The organism is Geobacillus stearothermophilus ATCC 12980, from assembly GCF_030369615.1.
GTDB classification, from domain to species: Bacteria; Bacillota; Bacilli; order Bacillales; family Anoxybacillaceae; genus Geobacillus; species Geobacillus stearothermophilus.
This window is the reverse complement of sequence record NZ_CP128494.1, coordinates 2,677,862-2,697,812: the sequence shown is the minus strand read 5'-3', so window position 1 is coordinate 2,697,812 and position 19,951 is coordinate 2,677,862. Positions and strand designations below refer to the sequence as shown.

Genomic DNA, 19,951 nt, shown 5'->3' with positions numbered 1-19,951 from the left:
AGCGAGGGAGCTGTCATGCTAAGAGGATTGTATACCGCCGCGAGCGGCATGCTCGCCCAGGAGCGGCGCGTCGAGATGCTGACCAACAACTTGGCGAACGCCGAAACGCCGGGATACAAAGCTGATGCAGGAGCGATGAGAGCGTTTCCGGAACTGTTGATGAGCCGCCTCGAGGACGAGCCGATTCCAACCGCCCCGCCGCGCGCCATTCTGACGCAAACGGCGATCGGGCCGCTCCAGACGGGTGTCTATATGCAAGAACTCATCCCGAACTTCCGCCAAGGGGATATTAAAGAAACCGGTCTCTCCACTGATGTAGCCTTAGTCGATGGACAAGTCCCGGTCGACCCGGCAAGCGGGCAGCGCGGGGCGCTCTTGTTTGCCGTCGAAAACGGCCAAGGCGACATCCGGTACACGCGCAACGGCCATTTCACCGTGAGCCCGGACGGCTATTTAACCACGCAAGACGGTTGGTATGTGCTCGATGGCAACGGCGAGCGCATCGCCGTTCCGAATGAAACGTTCGCCGTCCGCGACGACGGGACGATCATCACCGGAAACCGGGAAATCGCCCGCCTTGGCGTCGCCTTCGCCGCCAACCCGCAAACATTGGTGAAGGAAGGAAACGGCCTGTTCCGCAGCACGGCAGGGCCATTGCCGCAGGCGCCCGGCAATGTCACGTATACCGTCAAGCAGCGGTTTCTCGAACGGTCGAACGTGGACGTTGAGCGGACGATGACCGACTTGCTCGCGGCTTACCGAACGTTTGAAGCAAACCAAAAAATCATCCAAGCGTACGACCGCAGCTTGGACAAGGCCGTCAATGAAGTCGGCCGCCTGAAATGATGACAAAAGGAGGACAAGCCCGTGCTTCGTTCGATGCTCACCGCCGCCAACACGATGAACGCCTTGCAAGAGCGGCTTGATACGATCAGCCACAACATCGCCAACAGCAACACCGTCGGCTTTAAACGGCGCGAAGCGCGCTTCGCTGAGCTCCTCGCCCAGCAAGTCGACCGCCTTCCCGCCGACGAAGCGCCACGTGAGACGCCGGCCGGCGTGCGTTACGGCAACGGGGCGCGCCTCGCCTCGACGATGCTTGTGTCTGTTCAAGGAACGCTCGTCGAGACCGGCCGCGCGCTCGATTTCGCCTTCACCGCCGCCAACCAATGGTTTCGCGTTCAAGTCGCCAATGCCAACGGTGACACAACGATCGGCTACACCCGCGCTGGCAACTTTTCTGTCACTCCTATGGACGGACGTCTTGCCCTCGTGACAAGCGACGGCCGCCCGGTGCTCGATGAAGCGAATCGGCCCATCGAATTTCCCACCGGCACAACCGGCTTTCAGCTCTCCCCAACCGGGATGCTGACGGCCACTGATGCCAGCGGTGCGGTTGTTGCCCGCGTGAACCTTGGCGTCACCGCCATTGACCGTCCGCAGCTTCTCGAAGCCCAGGGAGACAACGTCTTCACCTTGCCGGATGTCCCTGGCGCCGCTCGGGAGCTCAACGGCAATTTGCGTGGCCAAATCGGCGTCAAGCAAGGCGCCTTGGAACAGTCGAACGTCGACCTTGGCGAAGAAATGGTTGGCCTAATGGCGACAAACCGAGCGTATCAGCTGAACGCCCGCGCCATTTCCATTTCGGAACAAATGCTCGGGCTGATTAACGGCATGCGCTCCTCATAAGGAGGATCGCGATGAGTGACGAGAGGCATCAAGAGCGTATGCATCGGCCGTCTTCCCGGATGGCAAGGCGGAAAGGCCGAGTGAGAAAGAGCCCGCCGGCTCCCGCTGAACCGGAAGCCCAAGCCCTTCCGGCTGAAGAGGAGGCGGCCGCGCCGCGCCGTTTCGCGCGCACCCGGCTCATCCCGATCTGGCTTCGGCTCGTGATCGTCACCGTTCTTATGGCCATCTGCCTTGCGGCGGGAGCGGTCGTTGGCTACAGCGCCATCGGCGACGGAGCGTGGCTTGACGTGTTCCGCCCCTCGACGTGGCAGCACATTCTCGACTTTGTCGAAAAAGGGACGTAAGCAGCACCTCGCCGCGTCATCGTCTTGATGATCATGAAAAAGGAGTGTTTCTATGCTTGACATCCAACAAATCCAGTCCATCATCCCGCACCGCTATCCGTTTTTGCTTGTTGACCGCATTCTGGAAATCGAAGAAGGAAAGCGCGCCGTCGGCATCAAAAACGTCAGCGCCAACGAAGCGTTTTTTGCCGGCCACTTCCCCGAATACCCGGTCATGCCCGGCGTGTTGATCGTCGAGGCGCTCGCCCAAGTCGGCGCCGTCGTCCTCCTGCAAAGCGAAGAAAACCGCGGCCGCCTCGCTTTTTTCGCCGGCATCGACAACTGCCGCTTTAAGCGGCAAGTGAAACCAGGCGACCAAATTCGCCTGGAAGTCGAAATTCTCCGCGCCCGCGGCGCCATCGGCAAAGGCAAAGGCACCGCCACCGTCGACGGCGAACTCGTCTGCGAAACAGAGCTCATGTTCGCCCTTGGTGAGAAAACAAACGGCTGACCAACGCGCGCTCCTTTGCGGGGCGCGTATGTTCATTCCCCTAAACGCCACCTCCGCATTTGTTTCATTCCCCTTGCATGAAATGCGCTCTTCTGGGAAAGATAAACAAGGACCGGTCTTACATAAGGTCACAACAACACGAAGAAAGGAGAAGGTGCCATGAAAAAAAAGGCGTTGCTGTTCAAACTGTTCAGCGCCATCGTCGCCCTCTTTTTAGCGTCCGGATGCAATGGCGACAAAGACAATCCGCCGCCGCCAAACAACAATAAAAACGATGTCAACGACCTAGACGTGAACCCGGCCGATGACATCAACCAAGACGATGACGTCGACAACGACAAAGACAATGACGGCATCCCGGACAACCGCGATGTTGATTTGAACGACAACCAAAACAATCAACTCCCGCCGGGAGATGACACGAACAACGGACCGGGCGATGATGAGCGCGATACGGTTCCGGACCGCGAAGACCCAATTGAAGACCCGCAAGACGCTAACGACAAAGATAATATAGACGAATAACGAAAAAAGGCTGCCGATCGAGGCGGCCTTTTCATTTGGCCAAAATTAGTACCGATTTCGGCTAGATATGTTTCGCTTCATTCGCTATAATGGGAATGTCGATTCATGTTCGAAAGATCGGGACAGAGGTCGAACATCGGGATGTTCTTGCGGAGGAAACATTTGTACAACCTTCCCTTTTGCATCAGAGGGGGCGTACGTACCGCGAACGTCAACCAAGAAGGAGACAGACAAGAGAGGGGGAATACTGGTGGAAGAAACAATCAGCCTGCGTGAGCTGTTCGAAACATTGCGCAAACGGCTTTGGCTCATCGTCCTGATCACCGCGCTAGCGACCGTTGTAAGCGGTGTGGTCAGCTATTTTCTATTAACGCCGATTTATCAGGCATCGACACAAATTCTCGTCAACCAAGCGAAATCGGAGCAGCAGCTCTACAGTTTCACATCACCGTCCACGAATACGACGGTTTGACGACCGCCGACGCCGATCGGCAGCGTATCGCCGCCGACTGGGCCAAGGATAAGCCGGATCTTGTCTTGCTTGAACCGTTTTTATTAAACGACAACGGCGTCGTGATGATCGACGACACGCTCGCCCACATCCAATCGATCATCGACCAGCTCAAATCCGCCGCCCCGAATGCGGTCGTGATCTTGCAGCCGCCGAACCCGATTTACAACGCGACCTACTATCCGCGTCAAGTGGAACGGCTCGAAGCGTTCGCCAATGAGAACGGCTATCCGTATCTCAACCATTGGCCCGCCTGGCCCGACGATCAAAGCGAAGAACTGAACCGCTATGTCGACCCGCAAACCGACCTGCCGACCGCAGAAGGCGCCAAAGTGTGGGCCAATGCGCTCGCCAAGCGCTTCATCGCCCAATAAAAACGCGCACCTTACAAGGTGCGCGTCTCATTTACTTCGCCGCTGTTGCCTTCAACTCCAGATGCTCCTTCAACTCATTTGAAATCGCCAACCGTTCGCTCTCCGGCACAAGCAAGTAATAAATGCCGTTGATTTTCGTCTCTTGTCCCGTAATATGCAGCTGCTTAATGTGCTTGCGGGCGTCTTTGTAATTCGCCTGAATGTCTTTCATTTCCTCAAACGTCAAGTTCGTTTTCACGTTTTTCCCGATCGCCGCGAGCACATCGCTGTAGTTTGTGAGCGACGAGAAGCTGGCGCCTTTCTCAATAATCGCTTGAATGATCTGCTTTTGCCGGTCCTGGCGCCCGAAATCGCCGCGCGGGTCGTCGTAGCGCATGCGCGAATATTTCAGCGCTTCGTCTCCGTTCAATGTAATCTCGCCTTTCGGGAAATGCGTTCCTTCATACGTAAACGCGAACGGGTTGTTCACCGTCACCCCGCCGACGGCATTCACGATGTCGCGGAAGCTTTCCATGTTGACTTTAATGTAATAGTCAATCGGAATATCTAAGAAATGCTCCACCGTCGCCATCGTCATCTCCACCCCGCCGAAGGCGTACGAGTGGTTGATTTTATCTTCCGTCCCTTTCCCGATAATCTCTGTTCTCGTGTCGCGCGGCACGCTGACCATCTCAATCGACTGCTTGTTCGGATTCACCGTCATGACAATCAGCGTATCTGCACGCCCGCGATCCCCTTTGCGTTCATCGACACCGATCAACAAAATGGAAATCGGCGTTTTCCGTTCAAACGAAACGTCCTCTTTCCGCTTCTCCGACTCCCAGTTGACGTTCTCGTGCATTTGGTTTGCCGTCTGTTTCACATGATGATAAATAGAATAGGCGAATATTCCCGCTCCAGCGAATAACACGACAAGCAATCCCGCCACCCAGCGGAGCCATGTTTTCTTCTTTTTTCGACGTTCTGCTCTCATGCGCACTCTTCCTTTTCCATTGCGAAATTTTCGTGCATGCCATTTCGATTATAGACCGTTTTCCGAGTGAAGACAACTGAACTTTCAATCGTTTCCTTATGGATCCTATTACCAATGGGAACTCCCTTTTGTTTCGACAACACTAGACAAATTCCTCCCATTGATAGACTGTTTTTCCTATGTTACCATACATAGATGTTTAGCAGAGCGAAAAAAGGAGGAGTGGACGATGATCGATATTCACAGCCATATCTTGCCCGGTGTTGACGACGGAGCGGCTGCGATGGAGAACGCCATCGCCATGGCGCAGGCTGCGGCCAAGGAAGGAATCACGACGATCATTGCCACTCCCCATCATCAAAATGGGACGTATGAAAACCCAAGACCAGCTGTCCTTTCCTTGGCAACTGAGTTGAACGACGAATTGAAACGGCGCGGCATTACCTTGAACGTGCTTCCAGGCCAGGAAGTGCGCATCCACGGCGACTTGCTTGACGGCCTGGCTCGCGGCGAGGTGATGACGCTTGCCGATACGCCATACATTTTGATCGAATTTCCGTCCGATCATGTGCCGAAGTATGCGGAACAGCTCCTCTTTGATGCGCAAGTAAAAGGGTTCACCCCGATCATCGCCCATCCGGAGCGAAACGTTGAAATCATCGAATATCCAGAGCGTCTGTACCAGCTCGTCAAACGCGGCGCCTTGACCCAGCTGACGGCATCAAGCGTTACAGGCCATTTCGGCAAGAACATCAAAACGTTCTCCTTTCAGCTGATCGAAGCGAACTTGGCCCACTTCATTGCCTCGGACGTCCATAACACGAAAACGCGGCCGTTCCGCCTTCGCGAGGCGTACGAAACGGTCCGCAAAGAATTCGGCACCGAGGCGCTCCACTACTTCCGCGAAAACGCCGAGCAGCTCATCCGCGGCCAAGCCGTATTCCGCGATGAGCCGCAGCGAGTGAGAAAGAAAAAGTTCCTCGGCCTCTTTTAGAAATAGTTGGGAGTATGATATAAAAAAGTAGAAGAGATACTTCTTTTTTTGTCCGTTCGGTGTCGAAACATGGCTTGTTTCTTGTAGAACGATTCAGGATCATGTCGAACGGCATCCAATAGCAGCGGCTCTTTCTTTAAGACAATTCGGCGCGCGGCGAGAGATTCCTAGCAGCGGCTTCTTTGTCTTAAAGACAGGCCGTTTTCTTGCTTCGCGCTTTTTCCGGTGATGTCTCCTTACCGTTATCAACGGAGGCACTCGGCCATGCCGTGGGTGGGGACGATGACGGTCCCGGCACCTTAGACGCCCGTCGTCGAGGGTGTGGCGTGAGGGCGGGTTAGATGCCCGATCTAACTGACTTTGTTTCTATGTGTTTCACTGGCCATGCTATAATCAGATCAGGGAGGTGAAGCCATGAGCCAAGAGCTGAAAGAATTGCTTCGTTCCGTCTTGCAAGAAGAACTGAAACCAGTCCACGACAGGCTTGAGCGGTTGGAAGGCGCAGTCGGGCACATTCGTCAAGACGTATCGCAGCTGCAGCAAGACGTATCACAACTTCAGAAGGATGTCACCCAACTGCAACAAGGCCAACAGACATTAGAAACCACGGTTTCCCAAATTCAAAAGGACGTTGCCCAGCTTCAAGAAGGGCAGAAGGCGTTGCAGCGTGATGTCGCCCAACTGCAAGAAGGCCAACGGACATTGGAAACGACGGTTTCCCAAATTCAAAAAGACATTGTCCAGTTGCAAGAAGGCCAGAATGCATTGCAGCGTGAGGTCATTCAGCTCCAAGAAGGCCAACGGACATTGGAAACGACGGTCTCCCAAATCCAAAAAGACATCACCCAGCTGCAACAAGGCCAACAAACACTAGAACACGAGATGGCCGGCATGAAGCAGATGCAAGAGCGAATCCTCGAAGAGCTGCGCATTTCCAAACACAATCAAGCCCTCATTTTAAACGATGTCACGAGCATCAGAAAATCCGTCGATGTCACCGTCTCGTACTTGCAGCGCCGATCCGATGTGATGTTTGACAAACTGATCGATCATGAAAAAGAAATTTTAAATCTGAAATCAAAACTGCCAAACTAAGTCCCGAAAAGGGGCTGTTTTTTATGCCCATATGCATCGGCGCATCGGCGCAGCTGCGGTTGCACCGATGCGCGGGGGCATAGGGGCCCAACTATACATAGGGGGTTACGTACCACATGAAAAAAGTACGCAAAGCAATCATCCCGGCAGCGGGGCTCGGCACAAGATTTTTGCCAGCAACGAAAGCGATGCCGAAAGAAATGCTTCCGATTGTTGACAAGCCAACGATTCAATACATCGTTGAAGAAGCAATCGCATCAGGGATTGAAGATATTATCATCGTCACAGGGAAAGGAAAACGCGCCATCGAAGACCATTTCGACAACGCGTTTGAACTTGAACAAAACTTAATTGAAAAAGGCAAATACGACTTACTCGAAAAAGTAAAAGAGCCATCGAAAGTCGACATTCACTACATTCGTCAAAAAGAACCGAAAGGGCTCGGCCACGCCGTCTGGTGCGCGCGCAACTTTATCGGCGACGAACCGTTTGCCGTTCTGCTTGGTGACGACATCGTCCAAGCGGAAACGCCGTGTTTAAAACAATTAATCGATCAATACGAACAAACACTTAGCTCTGTGATTGGCGTCAAAAAAGTACCTGACAACGAAACACACCGCTACGGCATCATCGACCCGAGCGAACAAAACGGACGCCGCTACCAAGTCCGCCAATTCGTCGAAAAACCAGCGCCAGGCACCGCGCCATCGAACTTAGCCATTATGGGAAGATACATACTTACACCGGAAATCTTCTTATTCCTTGAAAAACAAGAAGCCGGCGCCGGCGGCGAAATCCAGCTCACCGACGCGATTCAAAAGCTGAACGAAATTCAGCGTGTGTTTGCCTACGAATTTGAAGGCAAGCGTTATGACGTCGGAGAAAAGATCGGGTTTATTAAGACGACGATTGAGTTTGCGTTGCAGAATGAGGAGTTAAGAGAAGATTTGATTCAATTTATGGAACAAATTCTTAAAAAAGAAAAGGACTTTGGAGAAGTTTAAGGGACTCCTGTAATCAATAATTTAGGAGGAGAGATAGAAAGTGGGGGTTAGCTCCAGCAAAAAAAAATGATTTTTTTAGGGAATACGCAGTTGCAATAGATGTGCAGTACACAATAAGAAATCAAAAAGCAAACACCCGTGGTGCTAGTTGAGCTTTAGCGCTCAACTAGCCCGAGAACAACAAGTGAGTAAGCCAGTAAAATACCATCCAGTGCCGTTTCAAATCCAGAAACCGAGTTCGCGCGAATCTTGGTGATCCGATACGAATCGACTAAAATCGAAAACACGGTTTCCACCACTTTACGTTTTCGCTTCATCCATTGTTTCCATGCATCCGATTGGCGAATTCGCTGATTGTTTCGGACGGGCGTCCAAAACGCGACTCGGTGCTCTTCGTACAGCTTCTTTCGCAGCGTTTGGCTGATATACCCTTTGTCACCGAAGTTATACGGATGTGGAATTTGCGTCATGACGGTTTCAGCGGCCACCCGGTCGTGACAAGACGCTTCAGTGACAACATATCCCATCGGCAGCCCTTGATCGGTCACTTGAAGGTGCAGCTTCAACCCGTAGTACCATTGCTTTTTGGAAGCGCAATACCCGATGTCGGCGATCTCTTGAAACCGTTTGACGCGATGCATTCTTGCCGTATGGCACAACGGGAGCGGCAAGCTGTCAACGACGGCATAGGCATGATGTTGACCGCGTTTTGCCAGCTCATGACGGATCCATTTGATAGCGAAGCCAAGCGCCCGGCAGCGCGGTTATACCGGGAACGTTCGAGAAACGAGCCGTTTGTGAACAAATTTCCCGTGACAAAACGATGCCATGCCCGTTCGGATGTAAAACCGAGCAGCTTTCCTAAAAGATGAATGGCGATGATGACAGCGTCCTCTTGCTTGACCAAATGGCGATTTCGACGATGAAGATGCACCTGAATGCATGAAAGTTGAGCAGAAACAAAAACGAAAATGGCGGCATATTGCTTTTGAATCTTGGCTCGATCTGTAGTAAAATGAAAGTGCTCTTGCATGGGGATTCTCCTTTCGAATGGCAGGTCGCACTTTCATTCTACAGGAGATCCGCCAGCAAGGGCTATTTTTATGCTTGCTCAAGTTTATCTAGCACCACGGGTAAATAAGAATTGCGATAGACCTTTTTGACTTGAACGTTCATAAGAGAAAAACTCCTTTACGTTCCTTGTGTGTCAAGGATTCATTCGACATCGGAACGAAAAAATCCTCCCGATTTTCGTCGAGAGGGTGCGAAATGTGAGTTATATATTATCCAAAAAATGCATTAACGATTAGTAGCGTGATTAAGGATACATCCCATGCAAGAGTTGTTGGAATTGACCATGTTAAAATTTGTTCTTTCACTTCTTTTATTCCAAGCATACGGTTAATGACCCAGAATAGGCTATCGTTAAAATACGAGAAGATCATAGCTCCTAGGGCGGCTGACTGTGCGGCTCTTTAGTGTTGCCTATTTGTCCATTGCCTTTGCCGCTTTGGCGATGGCCGGTCTAGCCTGTGCCGCAGCTTGATGAATGAGGTTGTCTAGGAGTACCAATGTGACCGATTTAACAGCGGAAAACGGCAAGGATTGATAGAATGGTAAACAAAAAGGTGTTGGAGACATGAAGTGGATTCCGTCCCGATTTAACGCGATGGCGCAAACGAAGCAAGGTGAATTGATTCTCTACAATAGCTATACAGGGGCGATTGGCGCGGTGGCGGAAGGCGAGAGAGCCGCCGTGCTTGAGGCGCTCAAGAGAACCGGGATTGACCGCGAACTGTCACCGGTGGAACAAACGCTGGTGGAGTGTGGGTTTCTTGTCGCTGAGAACGTCGATGAGAAGCGACGGGCGCAGTTTTTGCATCAATCGTTGCACCGGACGGATGTGATGCATCTCGTGATCTTGCCGACGGAGGCGTGTAATTTCCGTTGTGTCTATTGTTATCAAGAGTTTTTGCGCGGACAGATGAAGCGTGAGGTCATTGACGGGTTGAAACGTTTTTTGACGAAGACGATTCCGCGTCTCACCCATTTGACGGTCAGCTGGTTTGGCGGCGAACCGCTGTTGGCGATCGATGTGATTGAAGAGATTAGCACGGTGATCATCGAACAAACGAAACGGTATGGCGTTGCGTATCAAGCGGACATGTCAACGAACGGCTACGGTTTGTCGAAAGAAACGATGCGGCGTTTGTTGCGGTGTGAAGTGACCCGTTTTATGGTGACGCTTGATGGAAGTAAAGACGTGCATGATGTGCGGCGGGTGCTGGCGAATCGGGGACCGACGTACGAGACGATTCTTGGCCATTTGCGTGATATTCAGACGCTTGACGAATCATTTGAAGTGGACATCCGGGTCAATTTTGATGAAGACAACCTTGACCGGATTCCGCTGTTTTTAGACGAGCTGGCTTGTTACTTTGCCGGGGACCGGCGTTTTCAGCTGTTTTGCCGTCCCGTTGGGAGATGGGGCGGGGCGAATGATGAGCGGTTGCCGGTTTGTGACCATCGGACGGCAGAGGTGAAAATATGGGAGTTGACGGAATACGGAATCAAGAAAGGACTTTCGATGAGCTCGATGGTGGAGTCGATGTTGATGCCTTCTGGGGCGGTTTGTTATGCGGCGAAGCCACATTCCTTCGTCATCGGGGCCGACGGCCAAGTGTATAAATGCACATGCGCCTTTGACGAGGAATATAACCGTATCGGCCGTCTGCATGCCGATGGAACGATGGATGTCGATATGGATAAGCTCGCTCTATGGGTAACGTCAGGCGAGGAAACGGATGAACAGTGCCAAGCTTGCTTTTTCCGGCCGGCGTGTCAAGGAAATCATTGCCCGTTGTACCGCCTGCGAACAGGGGATCGTCCTTGCCCTCACGAAAAGCGAAAAATCAAAGAAGTGCTCCGGCTGATTGATGCGCAGTCATTCGTACGAGATGAAGGGAAAGGGAGGTGAGAATATGCGTATTTTGCGTCCTGCCGCATCGCCTGTTGCGTTGTCCCATTCTGGGCGGCTGACGAAATCAGTGCCTGGTCATTTGAAATGATGAATGGGAGAGAACCACGGTTTGGTAGGCGATCCGAGAAAAAGCTGTGAAATGGTTTAAGATTCTTTCCCGGCTGACGTCACTATGTATCAAGCATTCCTTTTCTCGCGATGCGAAAAGATTTCGTTTTTTCAAGAAGATACACGATCAACCATGCGCCAAATGAAGTGAACGAAAAAGTATTTGATCATGACAATGGCCCTTGTCGAATAGACAAGGGCCATTTTATGTGCTTCATGGCATGAATAAGGATGGTGATGTAGTTGGAAAAACGATTTGATGTTCCTCTCGATGGCTCTTGAGAACATTGTGTGGCAAGAAACAGTTGTTTCTCGTCCTTTACGAGTCTCCATTCAGGTGGAAAGGCGGTTAATCAATTGTTGCAGCGAATGAAGTGAACGTGGCTTAAAGGCAGTTTCGATACCGCTGGTTATGCTTTATAGTTTTTCATGAAAAATTCAAATAAAATGTCAATCAGAACAACGAGGGTCGAACGGGCAGATAGGTCATAACCTGCAAACTGGACACGTTGCACGTAGGCGCTGATATGTTTTCGTACAAGCTTGGCTAATGTACTATCGGCGCTGTTCGTGATCGCTACCGTTTCGATGTTTTTAAAGCGAAGTTTCTCTGCCGCTTGCACAATGGTTTTTGTCTCTCCGCTGGATGAAATGAAAATGACCATATCTTTTGGTTGAACCATGTTGGGTAAAAGGTCAATAATATGTGATTCATACACATACGAGCTCGGTTTGTTTACTTGGATGAGAAGTTTGCTAAAATATTCCCCGATCATTTTGGATAGACCAACTGCCACAATCAACACCCGATTGGCCTCAAAAATCAACTGGCTAATTTCTTCCGCATGTTTTCGTTCCAACGAATCAAGTGTCTGATTCATATCGGCTTTGTACCGTTCAATCGTATTTTCTCCAACCGGAATGGCTTGGTCGTCGATCGTTTTCAGAATATATTTCAACTCTGAGAAACCTTCTAAGCCCAGTTTATGACACATACGGATGATGGTGGTGGTGCTGACGTTGTTTTTTTTCGCCATAGCAGTTAGCGATAATTGTTTCGCTTGTTCCACATGTCCATCGATATAGTACAAAACGTGTTTTTCTGCATGGGTGAGTTGGCCGATATAGTTTGAAAATCGATCCAGAAGTTTTCCCATATGGAGACTCCTTTGCTTATTGGGTTTGGTGCCTGTCACCGCCCGAAATTTGTCGAAATATTAGTAATTGAAAGATAAATGGGAGGGTATTACAATGATGGGCGAGAACTAATGTTCTGTGATTGGGAGGGATGGATGAGTGACGGTGAAGATTTTAAGCATTGGGTTAAGGGGGTTAGAAGGGTATCGGGTGCAGGTGAAGGTGCAGGAGGTGCCTGGGATTGCGGCGATGGTGATTGTTGGGTTGCCGGATGCGTCGGTGAAAGAGGCAAAGGAACGTGTTCTTGTTTCGCTTTATGCTTTCGGATGTGAGAACCCTCTAGGCAGAGAGGTGCGGCTTAAAAGCACAACGTGGAATTATCATATTGTTGGTGGGGATCATACAAGGGAAGAGTTTATAGGCCAAGAAGATATGGTCAAGAGCGTCATTCAAGATCCTTGTTTTATATTGCCAAATAATCCGGACGATCAGCATGATACAAGACAAAAATATATAGATCTTGTGCAATTGCCTAAGTTTAAGTCGCTAAAGGCGTTGGTCGTTATTGTCGACCATGAAGATGAAGCGTATGGTGACGTTGTTACCGTCATCGCCAAAAGCAGGTTAAACCAAGAGACAGGAGGTGCGATTTATGTTCGTCCAAAATTTACAGGAAAACGTTAAATACTCCTATGACTATGATCACGATGTTCTTTATATTTATTTGGGCGAACCAAAAGTGTCGTACGATGACGAAGCAGCTCCTGGTGTGTTTATCCGGTTTTCTGAAGAGGATGAGGTCATTACTGGCATTGTGATTATGGACTACAAGAAGCGGGATATTGAGCGTATAAAGAAGTTTATACCGGTGAATATTAATTTTCATATGATTAACGAACAAATCCATTAGTTTTCGGCGATTTTGCCTCTGGAATGGATTCCACTATATTATCCTTCGCTACGTTAATGCGGCTGGGGCGCACGAGTCGGGGGAAATTGGTGAAGACCATAACCCGGAAACACATTTGATTCCGCTTGTCTTGCAGCATTTGTTAGGCCAGCGCGACAAAATTTCCGTTTTCGGTACGGACTATGATACTCCAGACGGGACATGCATTCGTGACTATATTCATGTTACCGATTTAGCGAAGGCGCATATTTTAGCACTGGAAGCATTGTTGTCAGGCAAAAAGAAAACCGCCGCTTACCACCTTGGCAACGGCTTAGGCTATTCCGTTAAAGAAGTGATGGAAACATGTGAAAAAGTAACCGGCCGCAAAGCCTTTATTGAATCCACCGCCCGCCGTCTGGATGATCCGGCTCGCCTTGTCGCATCCTCGCAAAAAATTTATGAAGAACTCGGCTGGAAAGCGGAATATTCGTTAGAACAAATCATCGAAAGTGCATGGAAGTGGCATAGCCAAAATACAGAATAATAGAAAGCCTCCCTCTGAATGATTTCAGCGGGAGGCTGCATTTATTTTTCCTATTTGGAGGTGACTTCTGTTATGAAGAAAAAGCCTCTGCGACCAGAAACCGAGCGTTTCAAACATATATTAATCGAAGCGTATCAACGCGGGGAATTATCCGCCAATATTACCGCGAAAGACATGGTTCAGGAGCTTGTTCATCAGTTAAAACCAATTTTTAAAGGGAATAATCATAAGTAGTATTGAGAGGAATGTATGTCATCGTTGCATGCCTGTCACCATTTGGAATTCTTTATTGAGAACAAGAAGTAACATTTTCTTCGAGAAGCCTCTCTCTTCTAAACAGCGTGTAGGAGGAGACGGATCGGCAATTTTTTATTCCGCACAAACGAACATATGTGCTATTGTTGATCTGTAAAAAAGGTAATGCAAAAAGTGTTCCCCCAATCATCGTGACGTTGATGGATCGGGAAAGCTTCTCTCTTCGGTGCACCAGATGTTATTCGCAACTCATATTACATAATGGAAACAACAAACATGATGTCGTGAAGAAACACATACATATTATAGGAATGGATCACGAACAATTTATCATCCGTTGAATATCACTTTGATTGTCATTCCGTTGGATGGTTGCTAGAATAATGCATGCCGCATCTTTGGGCAGTACTTTTCCAAAATAGTTTTTTTATGACTTCATGTTTTGCGTGAGGGGAGTTTAAACATGTCGAAATCGTTCGTTTATATCTCCCTCGTCTTGATTATGATGGTTTGGGGATTGAACGTGATTGCCATCAAGATTTTAGTTGAACATTTTTCGCCGGTGACGTTAACGTCGTTTCGGATTTTTACTGCAGGGATCGTTGTGATTCTGATTTTGCTATTCATGGGGCAGTTGCGGAAATTAACTTGGAAGGAAGTGATGTATATTGGCATAGCTGCTTTGTTCAGTGTCGTTGCCCATCACCTTTTTCTTGCGCTCGGATTAACAAAAACGACAGCGTCCAATGCTGGGTTGATTTTAGGGCTTATTCCGCTGGTGACATCGGTGTTGGCGGCCATCTTTTTAGGCAATCGGCTTACAGTGTTCCGGTTTGTTGGGATTTTCCTCGGGTTTATCGGCGTGGCGTTTGTCGTGTTAAACGGCAAAAGCGGCATTCACCATGTGTCCATTGGCGATTTTTATGTATTTCTGGCCGTATTATCGCAAGGAATCAGTTTTATCATGATTAAAAAAGCAACGGTCGATGCGCGTGTGATGACAGGTTGGATGTTGTTGTTTGGGTCTTTGCTTTTATTTTTCATTAGTTTGTGGATGGAACCGAACGGCTTATCGAGCTTGGCAAGCGGTACACCATCCCTATGGATGATCTTCCTTGCTTCCGCTGTATTTGCCACTGCGCTGGGCCATATGTTTTACAACAAAGCGATTCAACATATTGGCGCGGTGGAATCGGCGATTTTCATTAATTTAAATCCTTTGTTCTCTTTGCTGGGAGCTTATTTATTTCTCGGAGAATCGATTTCCCTTACCCAAATGATGGGATTTATTTTGATTGTGCTCGGCGTCGTTTTAGGCAGCGGTGTATTGGATGAATTCGGGGCGCTTGCTCATCGCTCGAAAGCGATAGGGAAAAAGTATTAAAACACGGAGCTTGCAGGGTCTCCGTTTTTTATTGTTCTTCTCCTTTGGGATTGTGTGGGTGCCTGCCACTTGTCGATGAACAAGGGGATTTCCTCTGTCTGCGCAATAGACTGAATATTCAGTCCCCTGTGTGGAGAAAATCAGTCCGCTATCTATTTTTATCTATCTTCGCATTACCCAAAATTCTTGACGGTACCTTGCAAAACCATCATCTATGCATAAATCAACCAATGTTCACACTTTCCCCCGATTTTCTTCATTCCAGGAATGCTCCTCTAATGGGAGATTCATCTTACCTCTGGGACATTCTGCCATTAGATCTTTCGTCCAAAGCATCTCCATTTCTTTTCCTCTTGTTTGTTCCTTGTCAAATTTTTTTCGGAAAATATCAACCTAATATTCAAAAACAAGATGGGTTTCTCGCTGTTTGTTTTTTTACAATAATTAGCGGCGCTGCGTGTGAAAGTTGGTGTTGTGACCGATGTAACAGCGGACAGCGGCAAATTTTTATTATGATGTTAAAAGGGTGTAGAGAAGCATGAAGTGGATTCCATCTCGATTTAATGCGATTTCGCAAACGGAAGACAGTGAGCTCATTCTTTACAACAGTTATACAGGGGCGATCGGCGTTGTAGCGGAGGAAGAGAAAAAAACGGTGATGCAAGCGTTAAAGAGAAGCGGCATCGAGCGGGACTTATTGCCTGTTGAAAAAACGCTTGTCGAATGCGGATTTCTCGTCGCAGAGAGCGTAAACGAGGAACAGCGCGCGCGGTTTTTGCATCAGACGCTGCATCGGACGGATGTAATGCATCTGATTGTCCTTCCGACAGAAGCGTGTAATTTTCGCTGTACATACTGTTATCAAGATTTTTCGCGCGGAAATATGAGCCGTGATGTGATCAATGGGTTAAAACGTTTTTTGGAAAAGAAAATTCCGCGGCTCGAGCATCTTACGGTCAGCTGGTTTGGCGGTGAACCGTTGCTGGCGCTGGACATCATCGAAGAGTTAAGCGAAGCGATCGTCGAATGGACAAAGCGGCACGGCGTCACGTATCAAGCGGAAATGTCCACGAACGGCTATTATTTATCCAAAGAAACATTGCAGCGTTTATTGAAATATAAAGTGAATCGCTTTATGGTGACGCTGGATGGAAGCAAAGACGTGCATGATTCGCGCCGGGCTCTTGCGAATCGGGGGCCGACGTACGAGACGATCGTCAACCATTTGCTCGATATCCAGACGTTAGATGATTCGTTTGAAATTTACATTCGTATTAATTTTGATGAAGACAATCTTTCCCACGTTCCAGCGTTTTTAGAGGAGTTGGCCCGTTATTTTGCCGGAGACTCGCGCTTTCAAATTTTTTGTCGTCCTGTTGGAAGATGGGGCGGAGCGAACGATGAAGGGCTGCCGATCTGCGACCATCGTACCGCGGAAACGAAAATATGGGAGTTTACGGAATTAGGGATCAACAAAGGGTTGCATATGAGCTCGATTATTGAGTCGATGCTTATGCCTTCCGGGGCGGTTTGTTACGCGGCCAAGCCGCATTCGTTCGTCATTGGGGCCAACGGTCGAGTGTATAAATGTACGTGTTTCCTTGGCGAGGAATATAACCATGTCGGATGGCTTCATGCCGATGGAACGATGGATATTGATTTTGATAAATTGGCCTTATGGGTCACGTCGGGAGAAGAACAAGACGAAATGTGCCAAGCCTGTTTTTTCCGCCCGGCATGCCAAGGGAATCATTGTCCGTTGTATCGCATACGTAAAGGAGAGCGTCCTTGTCCTTATGAAAAACGAAAAATTAAACAGGTACTGCGCTTGATTCATGCGCAGCAATCGAAATCAAAGTAACGTCGGTGCGATGATGCCGCGCTGTTAGGCGGTTTGAGTGCTTAACGGGATGGCAAAGGAGGAGGTGAAACGATATGCGCATTTTACGTCCAGCGGTATCGCCAGTTGCGGCGTCCAACTCGGGAAGACTTTCTAAATCCGTTCCGGGCAACTTAAAATGACAAACGTCTGATTTCCCTATGAAGATTATCGGAAGAGCGTTTCCGCGAAGGCGGTGCGCTCTTCTTTTTTCTTGCGCGCCTGTGCACTATGATTCGAAATTACCGTGTGGACTTGCCTTGAAATCCATTAAAGGTTTTTAAAAACGTAGGAAAAAGAGGAGAGAAGGAGTTAGAAAACTCTTATTATAAGGAGTCCGAGCCCTCTTTTTAAAGTAAAAAAGAGGGATTTCCATGTCTTAAATACCAATTCAATTTGCCAGCGAAGAGAATACAGCGTATGAATGTCGTGCAAAGAGGTATCAATCGCTGGAATATTGGTGATATATACATATATTGAGTGGGGGCGTCGCGTCACGTACGCGGCCCCTTTTCGTTTCGCCTTCTGTTTCCATTGTCCTTCCTTCTGTCATTTATTCCTGTTTTCTTAACTTGATGGCTATGGGGGGAGAGGCCCAAGCATGCGTTGCTGATTGTCGTTTGCCGCGTATCTGCGGAGGGGTCTTGCCTAACTTGTATGTTGGGAGGCATAGGAATGCAAAGTCCTGTCTGGGGATTTTGGATCAGATGGGGAGCAGTCGGGCAGTCAAACGGCAAAGGCGGGCGAACGATGGCGCATAAATGTTAGGGATTGGCGAATCTATGGAAACGAACATCGTATAACGAACCATATGCCAACGGGAAGTCCGTCCTGATGATAGAGCGGTTTATTTATGGGAAAAAATCTGTGAACTAGTCAACACCGAAATGCTGGGAAGTCCCTATGTCCTGGGTCTTCGTTCTTAAAAATTTTATGGAAGGAAAAGGGTTCTGAGGAAAAAGGTCGAAATTAAACAACGGACATCTACATCGACGGACATGGGTCGCCTTTCGGGTGCTTCAAGGAGAGCCGCTCGCCAAGGCGATTCGGAAAGAAGTGGAGCATACCCGTTATGAGCCGCTGCTTATGGTGACGCCTGTCTACCCTCCTGACGGGTATGTCGTCCATACGATGGGGTGGGTGCTGCATTGGCTGCTCCGTTGTGACTCGTTCGAAGATGTCGTCATTTCGGCGGCGAATATGGGTGGAGACAGCGATACGATTGCAGCCATTGCGGGAGGACTGAAAGGGCTGGAAATCGGATACAGCCAGCTGCCGAAGCGGTTTGTGGAAGCGATCGGTTGCGCTGATGAATTGGAAAAACTGGCGTTGCAATTGGCGGATGTTCGGCGTTCGTTCAGTTCGAGCGGTGCGGATGGGGCGAATGGAATGAGGGATAAAGAAGGATAGGGGGTGAAACGGATGGATCGACAAACGTTTGTCGAGAACATGTGGAAATCGTTGTTGGTTGAACTGTACGAAGGAAAAATCGTATCGACGTTCAAAGGGAAGGAAGCGTTTCGCGTCGTCTCGTTTTCCGATGAGGGGATTACCGTGCGCTTGAGTTCGAAGGAAAAGGAAGTGTTTCTAAGCAAGAAGGCGATGCTCAACGTGATTGAAAAACTCATCGCCCATGAAGATGGCGTGCGGCAAAAAATGGTGGACCCAGAATCCCGTCTAAAGTTAGGGCTGTTTTTGCTTCACCCGTGGACGGAGAAAGTGATGCGCCAGGAGGAGGGGAAACGCCGTCCGTATTTGTTGTTAACGGATGAAGCCCGTCAGCGATTGGCAAGCGGCGAGTAGAGGGGTTGACACACTGGGACGTGCGCTCGCTTTGGCGGCCAAAGGCCAAGGGAAAAGTCCGACTGTTGCTTGTTCCACACGCCAAGAGCCATAGGGAAAAGACCAGTGATAAGAGCCGCGCGGTTGCGGCTCTTTTGTGCTGCCTATTTGTCCATTTCCTTTGCAAGGTCGGCGACTTCGGCGACGGTCAGCCCGGTTCGCTTTGTTGTTTCCGGCATCAGGAACATCATTCTGGGAGGAAGTGATAACAAGGAATGCTTGTTTCGTTTTGATCGGCTCTGCGGTTTGCCATTGGCGACCGGCAAAATAGAGAAATGACTTTGTTGTGCTTTTAGGAAGACGATGCGGTCTAAATCATCTGTTGATGAAGTCATTCAATTCTTGGAGCATGCCCGTGAATATTGGGTCATGATGAATGGTGTCATATATGCTCGGGGAAATGGTGACATAATCATTTGATAAAAGATTAAGCAGTCTATGTTCGTGTTGAGGAAACAGAAGAGGATAAAGCGCAAAATCTTTTATATTGGCTGTGACGAGAATGCAGTCGTATTGCCAAGCGGTTAGCAGGATACGGGCATCAGACACGCTGCCGTATTCCATGTCTCTCATGGCATTGATTTTCCTCTGGTATTCAGAGCGAATATAAGCCGCCATTTTCCTTACTTGATGTTCCATATCGGGAGTTGTCCAATCGGGAATCGTTATCGTTATATTTTCCAACAATTCCGAGATCCGTTGCCTTTCCTTTTCGCCAAGTGTGTAGGATTGCAATTCAAGCTCTCGGATGACTTCTTTAGGGATATAGAGCACAGCCTCTTCATGGCGAACTTCCTGCAAAACATCTTTCCAAAAACGCTTGGCGGCTTTTTTGTGGTTCGTGTGGGCAGATGGGCTTGACTTGTATCGGAATACGTTTGTATCCAGCAAATATGCTTTTGTTTCCGTGCCGTTTCCGCTCATGAAGAAC

19 protein-coding genes and 6 pseudogenes are annotated in these 19,951 nt (G+C 49.2%); 19 read left to right on the top strand and 6 right to left on the bottom strand.

The genetic code is table 11. The features are described 5' to 3' along the window. Positions 1–15: 15 nt before the first annotated feature. The 7 genes and pseudogenes from QSJ10_RS14640 to QSJ10_RS14610 all read left to right on the top strand — a co-directional run bounded on the left by QSJ10_RS14640 (position 16) and on the right by QSJ10_RS14610 (position 3,933). Positions 16–846, top strand: coding sequence for a flagellar hook-basal body protein (locus tag QSJ10_RS14640; RefSeq protein WP_053532601.1), 831 nt, complete (start codon positions 16–18; stop codon positions 844–846). 21 nt (positions 847–867) lie between these two features. Further along, the gene (locus QSJ10_RS14635) at positions 868–1,689 is read left to right on the top strand and encodes a flagellar hook-basal body protein (RefSeq protein WP_033013681.1); all 822 of its coding nucleotides are present in this window, start codon (positions 868–870) and stop codon (positions 1,687–1,689) included. Positions 1,690–1,700: 11 nt separating this feature from the next. After that, entirely contained in the window at positions 1,701–2,033 is a 333-nt protein-coding gene (locus QSJ10_RS14630) for a DNA-directed RNA polymerase subunit beta (RefSeq protein WP_033013682.1), read from the top strand. 52 nt (positions 2,034–2,085) lie between these two features. Beyond that, the gene (gene fabZ, locus QSJ10_RS14625; protein ID WP_033013683.1) at positions 2,086–2,523 is read left to right on the top strand and encodes a 3-hydroxyacyl-ACP dehydratase FabZ; all 438 of its coding nucleotides are present in this window, start codon (positions 2,086–2,088) and stop codon (positions 2,521–2,523) included. A 159-nt stretch (positions 2,524–2,682) separates the two neighbouring features. After that, the gene (locus tag QSJ10_RS14620) at positions 2,683–3,048 is read left to right on the top strand and encodes a hypothetical protein (protein WP_053532602.1); all 366 of its coding nucleotides are present in this window, start codon (positions 2,683–2,685) and stop codon (positions 3,046–3,048) included. Between the two features lie 250 nt (positions 3,049–3,298). After that, positions 3,299–3,508: pseudogene (locus QSJ10_RS14615) on the top strand (Wzz/FepE/Etk N-terminal domain-containing protein); the annotation flags it as partial. Positions 3,509–3,516: 8 nt separating this feature from the next. Then, positions 3,517–3,933, top strand: a complete 417-nt coding sequence (locus QSJ10_RS14610) for an SGNH/GDSL hydrolase family protein (RefSeq protein WP_230847132.1) — start codon at positions 3,517–3,519, stop codon at positions 3,931–3,933. A gap of 31 nt (positions 3,934–3,964) precedes the next feature. Here QSJ10_RS14610 and tagU read toward each other — a convergent pair whose 3' ends face one another. Next, positions 3,965–4,906 carry a polyisoprenyl-teichoic acid--peptidoglycan teichoic acid transferase TagU gene (gene tagU, locus QSJ10_RS14605; RefSeq protein ID WP_053532604.1) on the bottom strand — a complete coding sequence of 314 codons (942 nt, stop codon included), beginning with the start codon at positions 4,904–4,906 and terminating at the stop codon, positions 3,965–3,967. Between the two features lie 229 nt (positions 4,907–5,135). On the opposite strand from tagU, the gene QSJ10_RS14600 reads away from it, so the two are divergent. The 3 genes from QSJ10_RS14600 (at position 5,136) to galU (ending at position 7,999) form a co-directional block, all read left to right on the top strand. Further along, positions 5,136–5,900: a tyrosine-protein phosphatase gene (locus QSJ10_RS14600; protein ID WP_053532606.1), complete on the top strand. Its 765-nt coding sequence runs from the start codon at positions 5,136–5,138 to the stop codon at positions 5,898–5,900. 414 nt (positions 5,901–6,314) lie between these two features. Then, the gene (locus QSJ10_RS14595) at positions 6,315–6,995 is read left to right on the top strand and encodes a hypothetical protein (protein WP_053532608.1); all 681 of its coding nucleotides are present in this window, start codon (positions 6,315–6,317) and stop codon (positions 6,993–6,995) included. A gap of 116 nt (positions 6,996–7,111) precedes the next feature. Continuing rightward, positions 7,112–7,999 carry a UTP--glucose-1-phosphate uridylyltransferase GalU gene (gene galU, locus QSJ10_RS14590; RefSeq protein ID WP_053532611.1) on the top strand — a complete coding sequence of 296 codons (888 nt, stop codon included), beginning with the start codon at positions 7,112–7,114 and terminating at the stop codon, positions 7,997–7,999. Positions 8,000–8,154: 155 nt separating this feature from the next. On the opposite strand, the pseudogene QSJ10_RS14585 reads toward galU, so the two are convergent. Together QSJ10_RS14585 and QSJ10_RS14580 are read right to left on the bottom strand one after the other, a co-directional pair. Then, positions 8,155–9,032 (bottom strand): annotated as a pseudogene (locus tag QSJ10_RS14585) (IS982 family transposase). 250 nt (positions 9,033–9,282) lie between these two features. Beyond that, a pseudogene (locus QSJ10_RS14580) lies at positions 9,283–9,471 on the bottom strand (GntT/GntP/DsdX family permease); the annotation flags it as partial. A gap of 167 nt (positions 9,472–9,638) precedes the next feature. Here QSJ10_RS14580 and QSJ10_RS14575 point away from each other — a divergent pair. Continuing rightward, positions 9,639–10,976, top strand: a complete 1,338-nt coding sequence (locus QSJ10_RS14575; RefSeq protein WP_053532356.1) for a radical SAM/SPASM domain-containing protein — start codon at positions 9,639–9,641, stop codon at positions 10,974–10,976. A 521-nt stretch (positions 10,977–11,497) separates the two neighbouring features. Here the strand turns inward: QSJ10_RS14575 and QSJ10_RS14570 are convergent. Further along, positions 11,498–12,244: a MurR/RpiR family transcriptional regulator gene (locus QSJ10_RS14570; RefSeq protein ID WP_053532357.1), complete on the bottom strand. Its 747-nt coding sequence runs from the start codon at positions 12,242–12,244 to the stop codon at positions 11,498–11,500. A gap of 139 nt (positions 12,245–12,383) precedes the next feature. Between QSJ10_RS14570 and QSJ10_RS14565 the strand changes: the two are divergent. From QSJ10_RS14565 to QSJ10_RS14540, 6 genes and pseudogenes are all read left to right on the top strand, one after another. Next, positions 12,384–12,557, top strand: a pseudogene (locus tag QSJ10_RS14565) (YifB family Mg chelatase-like AAA ATPase); the annotation flags it as partial. Positions 12,558–12,876: 319 nt separating this feature from the next. After that, on the top strand, positions 12,877–13,134 hold the full coding sequence (locus tag QSJ10_RS15665) for a DUF2283 domain-containing protein (RefSeq protein ID WP_011888351.1): 258 nt from the start codon (positions 12,877–12,879) through the stop codon (positions 13,132–13,134). Beyond that, positions 13,134–13,660 (top strand): annotated as a pseudogene (locus QSJ10_RS14555) (NAD-dependent epimerase/dehydratase family protein); the annotation flags it as partial. The gene QSJ10_RS15665 and the pseudogene QSJ10_RS14555, both read left to right, overlap by 1 nt. Before the next feature lie 72 nt (positions 13,661–13,732). Further along, on the top strand, positions 13,733–13,894 hold the full coding sequence (locus QSJ10_RS14550) for a YwzD family small protein (RefSeq protein ID WP_162839622.1): 162 nt from the start codon (positions 13,733–13,735) through the stop codon (positions 13,892–13,894). A 484-nt stretch (positions 13,895–14,378) separates the two neighbouring features. Further along, a complete protein-coding gene (locus tag QSJ10_RS14545; protein ID WP_053532358.1) occupies positions 14,379–15,299 on the top strand; it encodes a DMT family transporter in 921 nt (306 codons plus the stop codon). Between the two features lie 538 nt (positions 15,300–15,837). Then, complete coding sequence (locus QSJ10_RS14540; RefSeq protein ID WP_033013709.1) at positions 15,838–17,160, top strand: radical SAM/SPASM domain-containing protein; 1,323 nt, start codon at positions 15,838–15,840, stop codon at positions 17,158–17,160. 378 nt (positions 17,161–17,538) lie between these two features. Here the strand turns inward: QSJ10_RS14540 and QSJ10_RS14535 are convergent. Then, positions 17,539–17,727, bottom strand: a pseudogene (locus QSJ10_RS14535) (transposase); the annotation flags it as partial. A gap of 465 nt (positions 17,728–18,192) precedes the next feature. Here QSJ10_RS14535 and QSJ10_RS14530 point away from each other — a divergent pair. Further along, positions 18,193–18,588 (top strand): ADP-ribosylglycohydrolase family protein, encoded by a 396-nt coding sequence (locus QSJ10_RS14530; protein ID WP_230847111.1) that lies wholly within the window; start codon positions 18,193–18,195, stop codon positions 18,586–18,588. A gap of 12 nt (positions 18,589–18,600) precedes the next feature. Next, positions 18,601–18,981 (top strand): hypothetical protein, encoded by a 381-nt coding sequence (locus QSJ10_RS14525; protein ID WP_080985659.1) that lies wholly within the window; start codon positions 18,601–18,603, stop codon positions 18,979–18,981. A gap of 354 nt (positions 18,982–19,335) precedes the next feature. Here QSJ10_RS14525 and QSJ10_RS14520 read toward each other — a convergent pair whose 3' ends face one another. Then, on the bottom strand, positions 19,336–19,944 hold the full coding sequence (locus QSJ10_RS14520) for a DUF4411 family protein (protein ID WP_053532359.1): 609 nt from the start codon (positions 19,942–19,944) through the stop codon (positions 19,336–19,338). Between the last annotated feature and the right edge of the window lie 7 nt (positions 19,945–19,951).

Bases quoted from the DNA above. Each gene is read 5' to 3' on its own strand.
- QSJ10_RS14595 (WP_053532608.1), top strand. From the start codon at position 6,315: ATGAGCCAAGAGCTGAAAGAATTGCTTCGTTCCGTCTTGCAAGAAGAA.
- QSJ10_RS14630 (WP_033013682.1), top strand. From the start codon at position 1,701: ATGAGTGACGAGAGGCATCAAGAGCGTATGCATCGGCCGTCTTCCCGG.
- QSJ10_RS15665 (WP_011888351.1), top strand. From the start codon at position 12,877: ATGTTCGTCCAAAATTTACAGGAAAACGTTAAATACTCCTATGACTAT.
- QSJ10_RS14575 (WP_053532356.1), top strand. From the start codon at position 9,639: ATGAAGTGGATTCCGTCCCGATTTAACGCGATGGCGCAAACGAAGCAA.
- galU (WP_053532611.1), top strand. From the start codon at position 7,112: ATGAAAAAAGTACGCAAAGCAATCATCCCGGCAGCGGGGCTCGGCACA.
- QSJ10_RS14540 (WP_033013709.1), top strand. From the start codon at position 15,838: ATGAAGTGGATTCCATCTCGATTTAATGCGATTTCGCAAACGGAAGAC.
- QSJ10_RS14570 (WP_053532357.1), bottom strand. From the start codon at position 12,244: ATGGGAAAACTTCTGGATCGATTTTCAAACTATATCGGCCAACTCACC.
- QSJ10_RS14520 (WP_053532359.1), bottom strand. From the start codon at position 19,944: ATGAGCGGAAACGGCACGGAAACAAAAGCATATTTGCTGGATACAAAC.
- QSJ10_RS14550 (WP_162839622.1), top strand. From the start codon at position 13,733: ATGAAGAAAAAGCCTCTGCGACCAGAAACCGAGCGTTTCAAACATATA.
- fabZ (WP_033013683.1), top strand. From the start codon at position 2,086: ATGCTTGACATCCAACAAATCCAGTCCATCATCCCGCACCGCTATCCG.
- QSJ10_RS14620 (WP_053532602.1), top strand. From the start codon at position 2,683: ATGAAAAAAAAGGCGTTGCTGTTCAAACTGTTCAGCGCCATCGTCGCC.
- QSJ10_RS14600 (WP_053532606.1), top strand. From the start codon at position 5,136: ATGATCGATATTCACAGCCATATCTTGCCCGGTGTTGACGACGGAGCG.
- tagU (WP_053532604.1), bottom strand. From the start codon at position 4,906: ATGAGAGCAGAACGTCGAAAAAAGAAGAAAACATGGCTCCGCTGGGTG.
- QSJ10_RS14640 (WP_053532601.1), top strand. From the start codon at position 16: ATGCTAAGAGGATTGTATACCGCCGCGAGCGGCATGCTCGCCCAGGAG.
- QSJ10_RS14525 (WP_080985659.1), top strand. From the start codon at position 18,601: ATGGATCGACAAACGTTTGTCGAGAACATGTGGAAATCGTTGTTGGTT.
- QSJ10_RS14545 (WP_053532358.1), top strand. From the start codon at position 14,379: ATGTCGAAATCGTTCGTTTATATCTCCCTCGTCTTGATTATGATGGTT.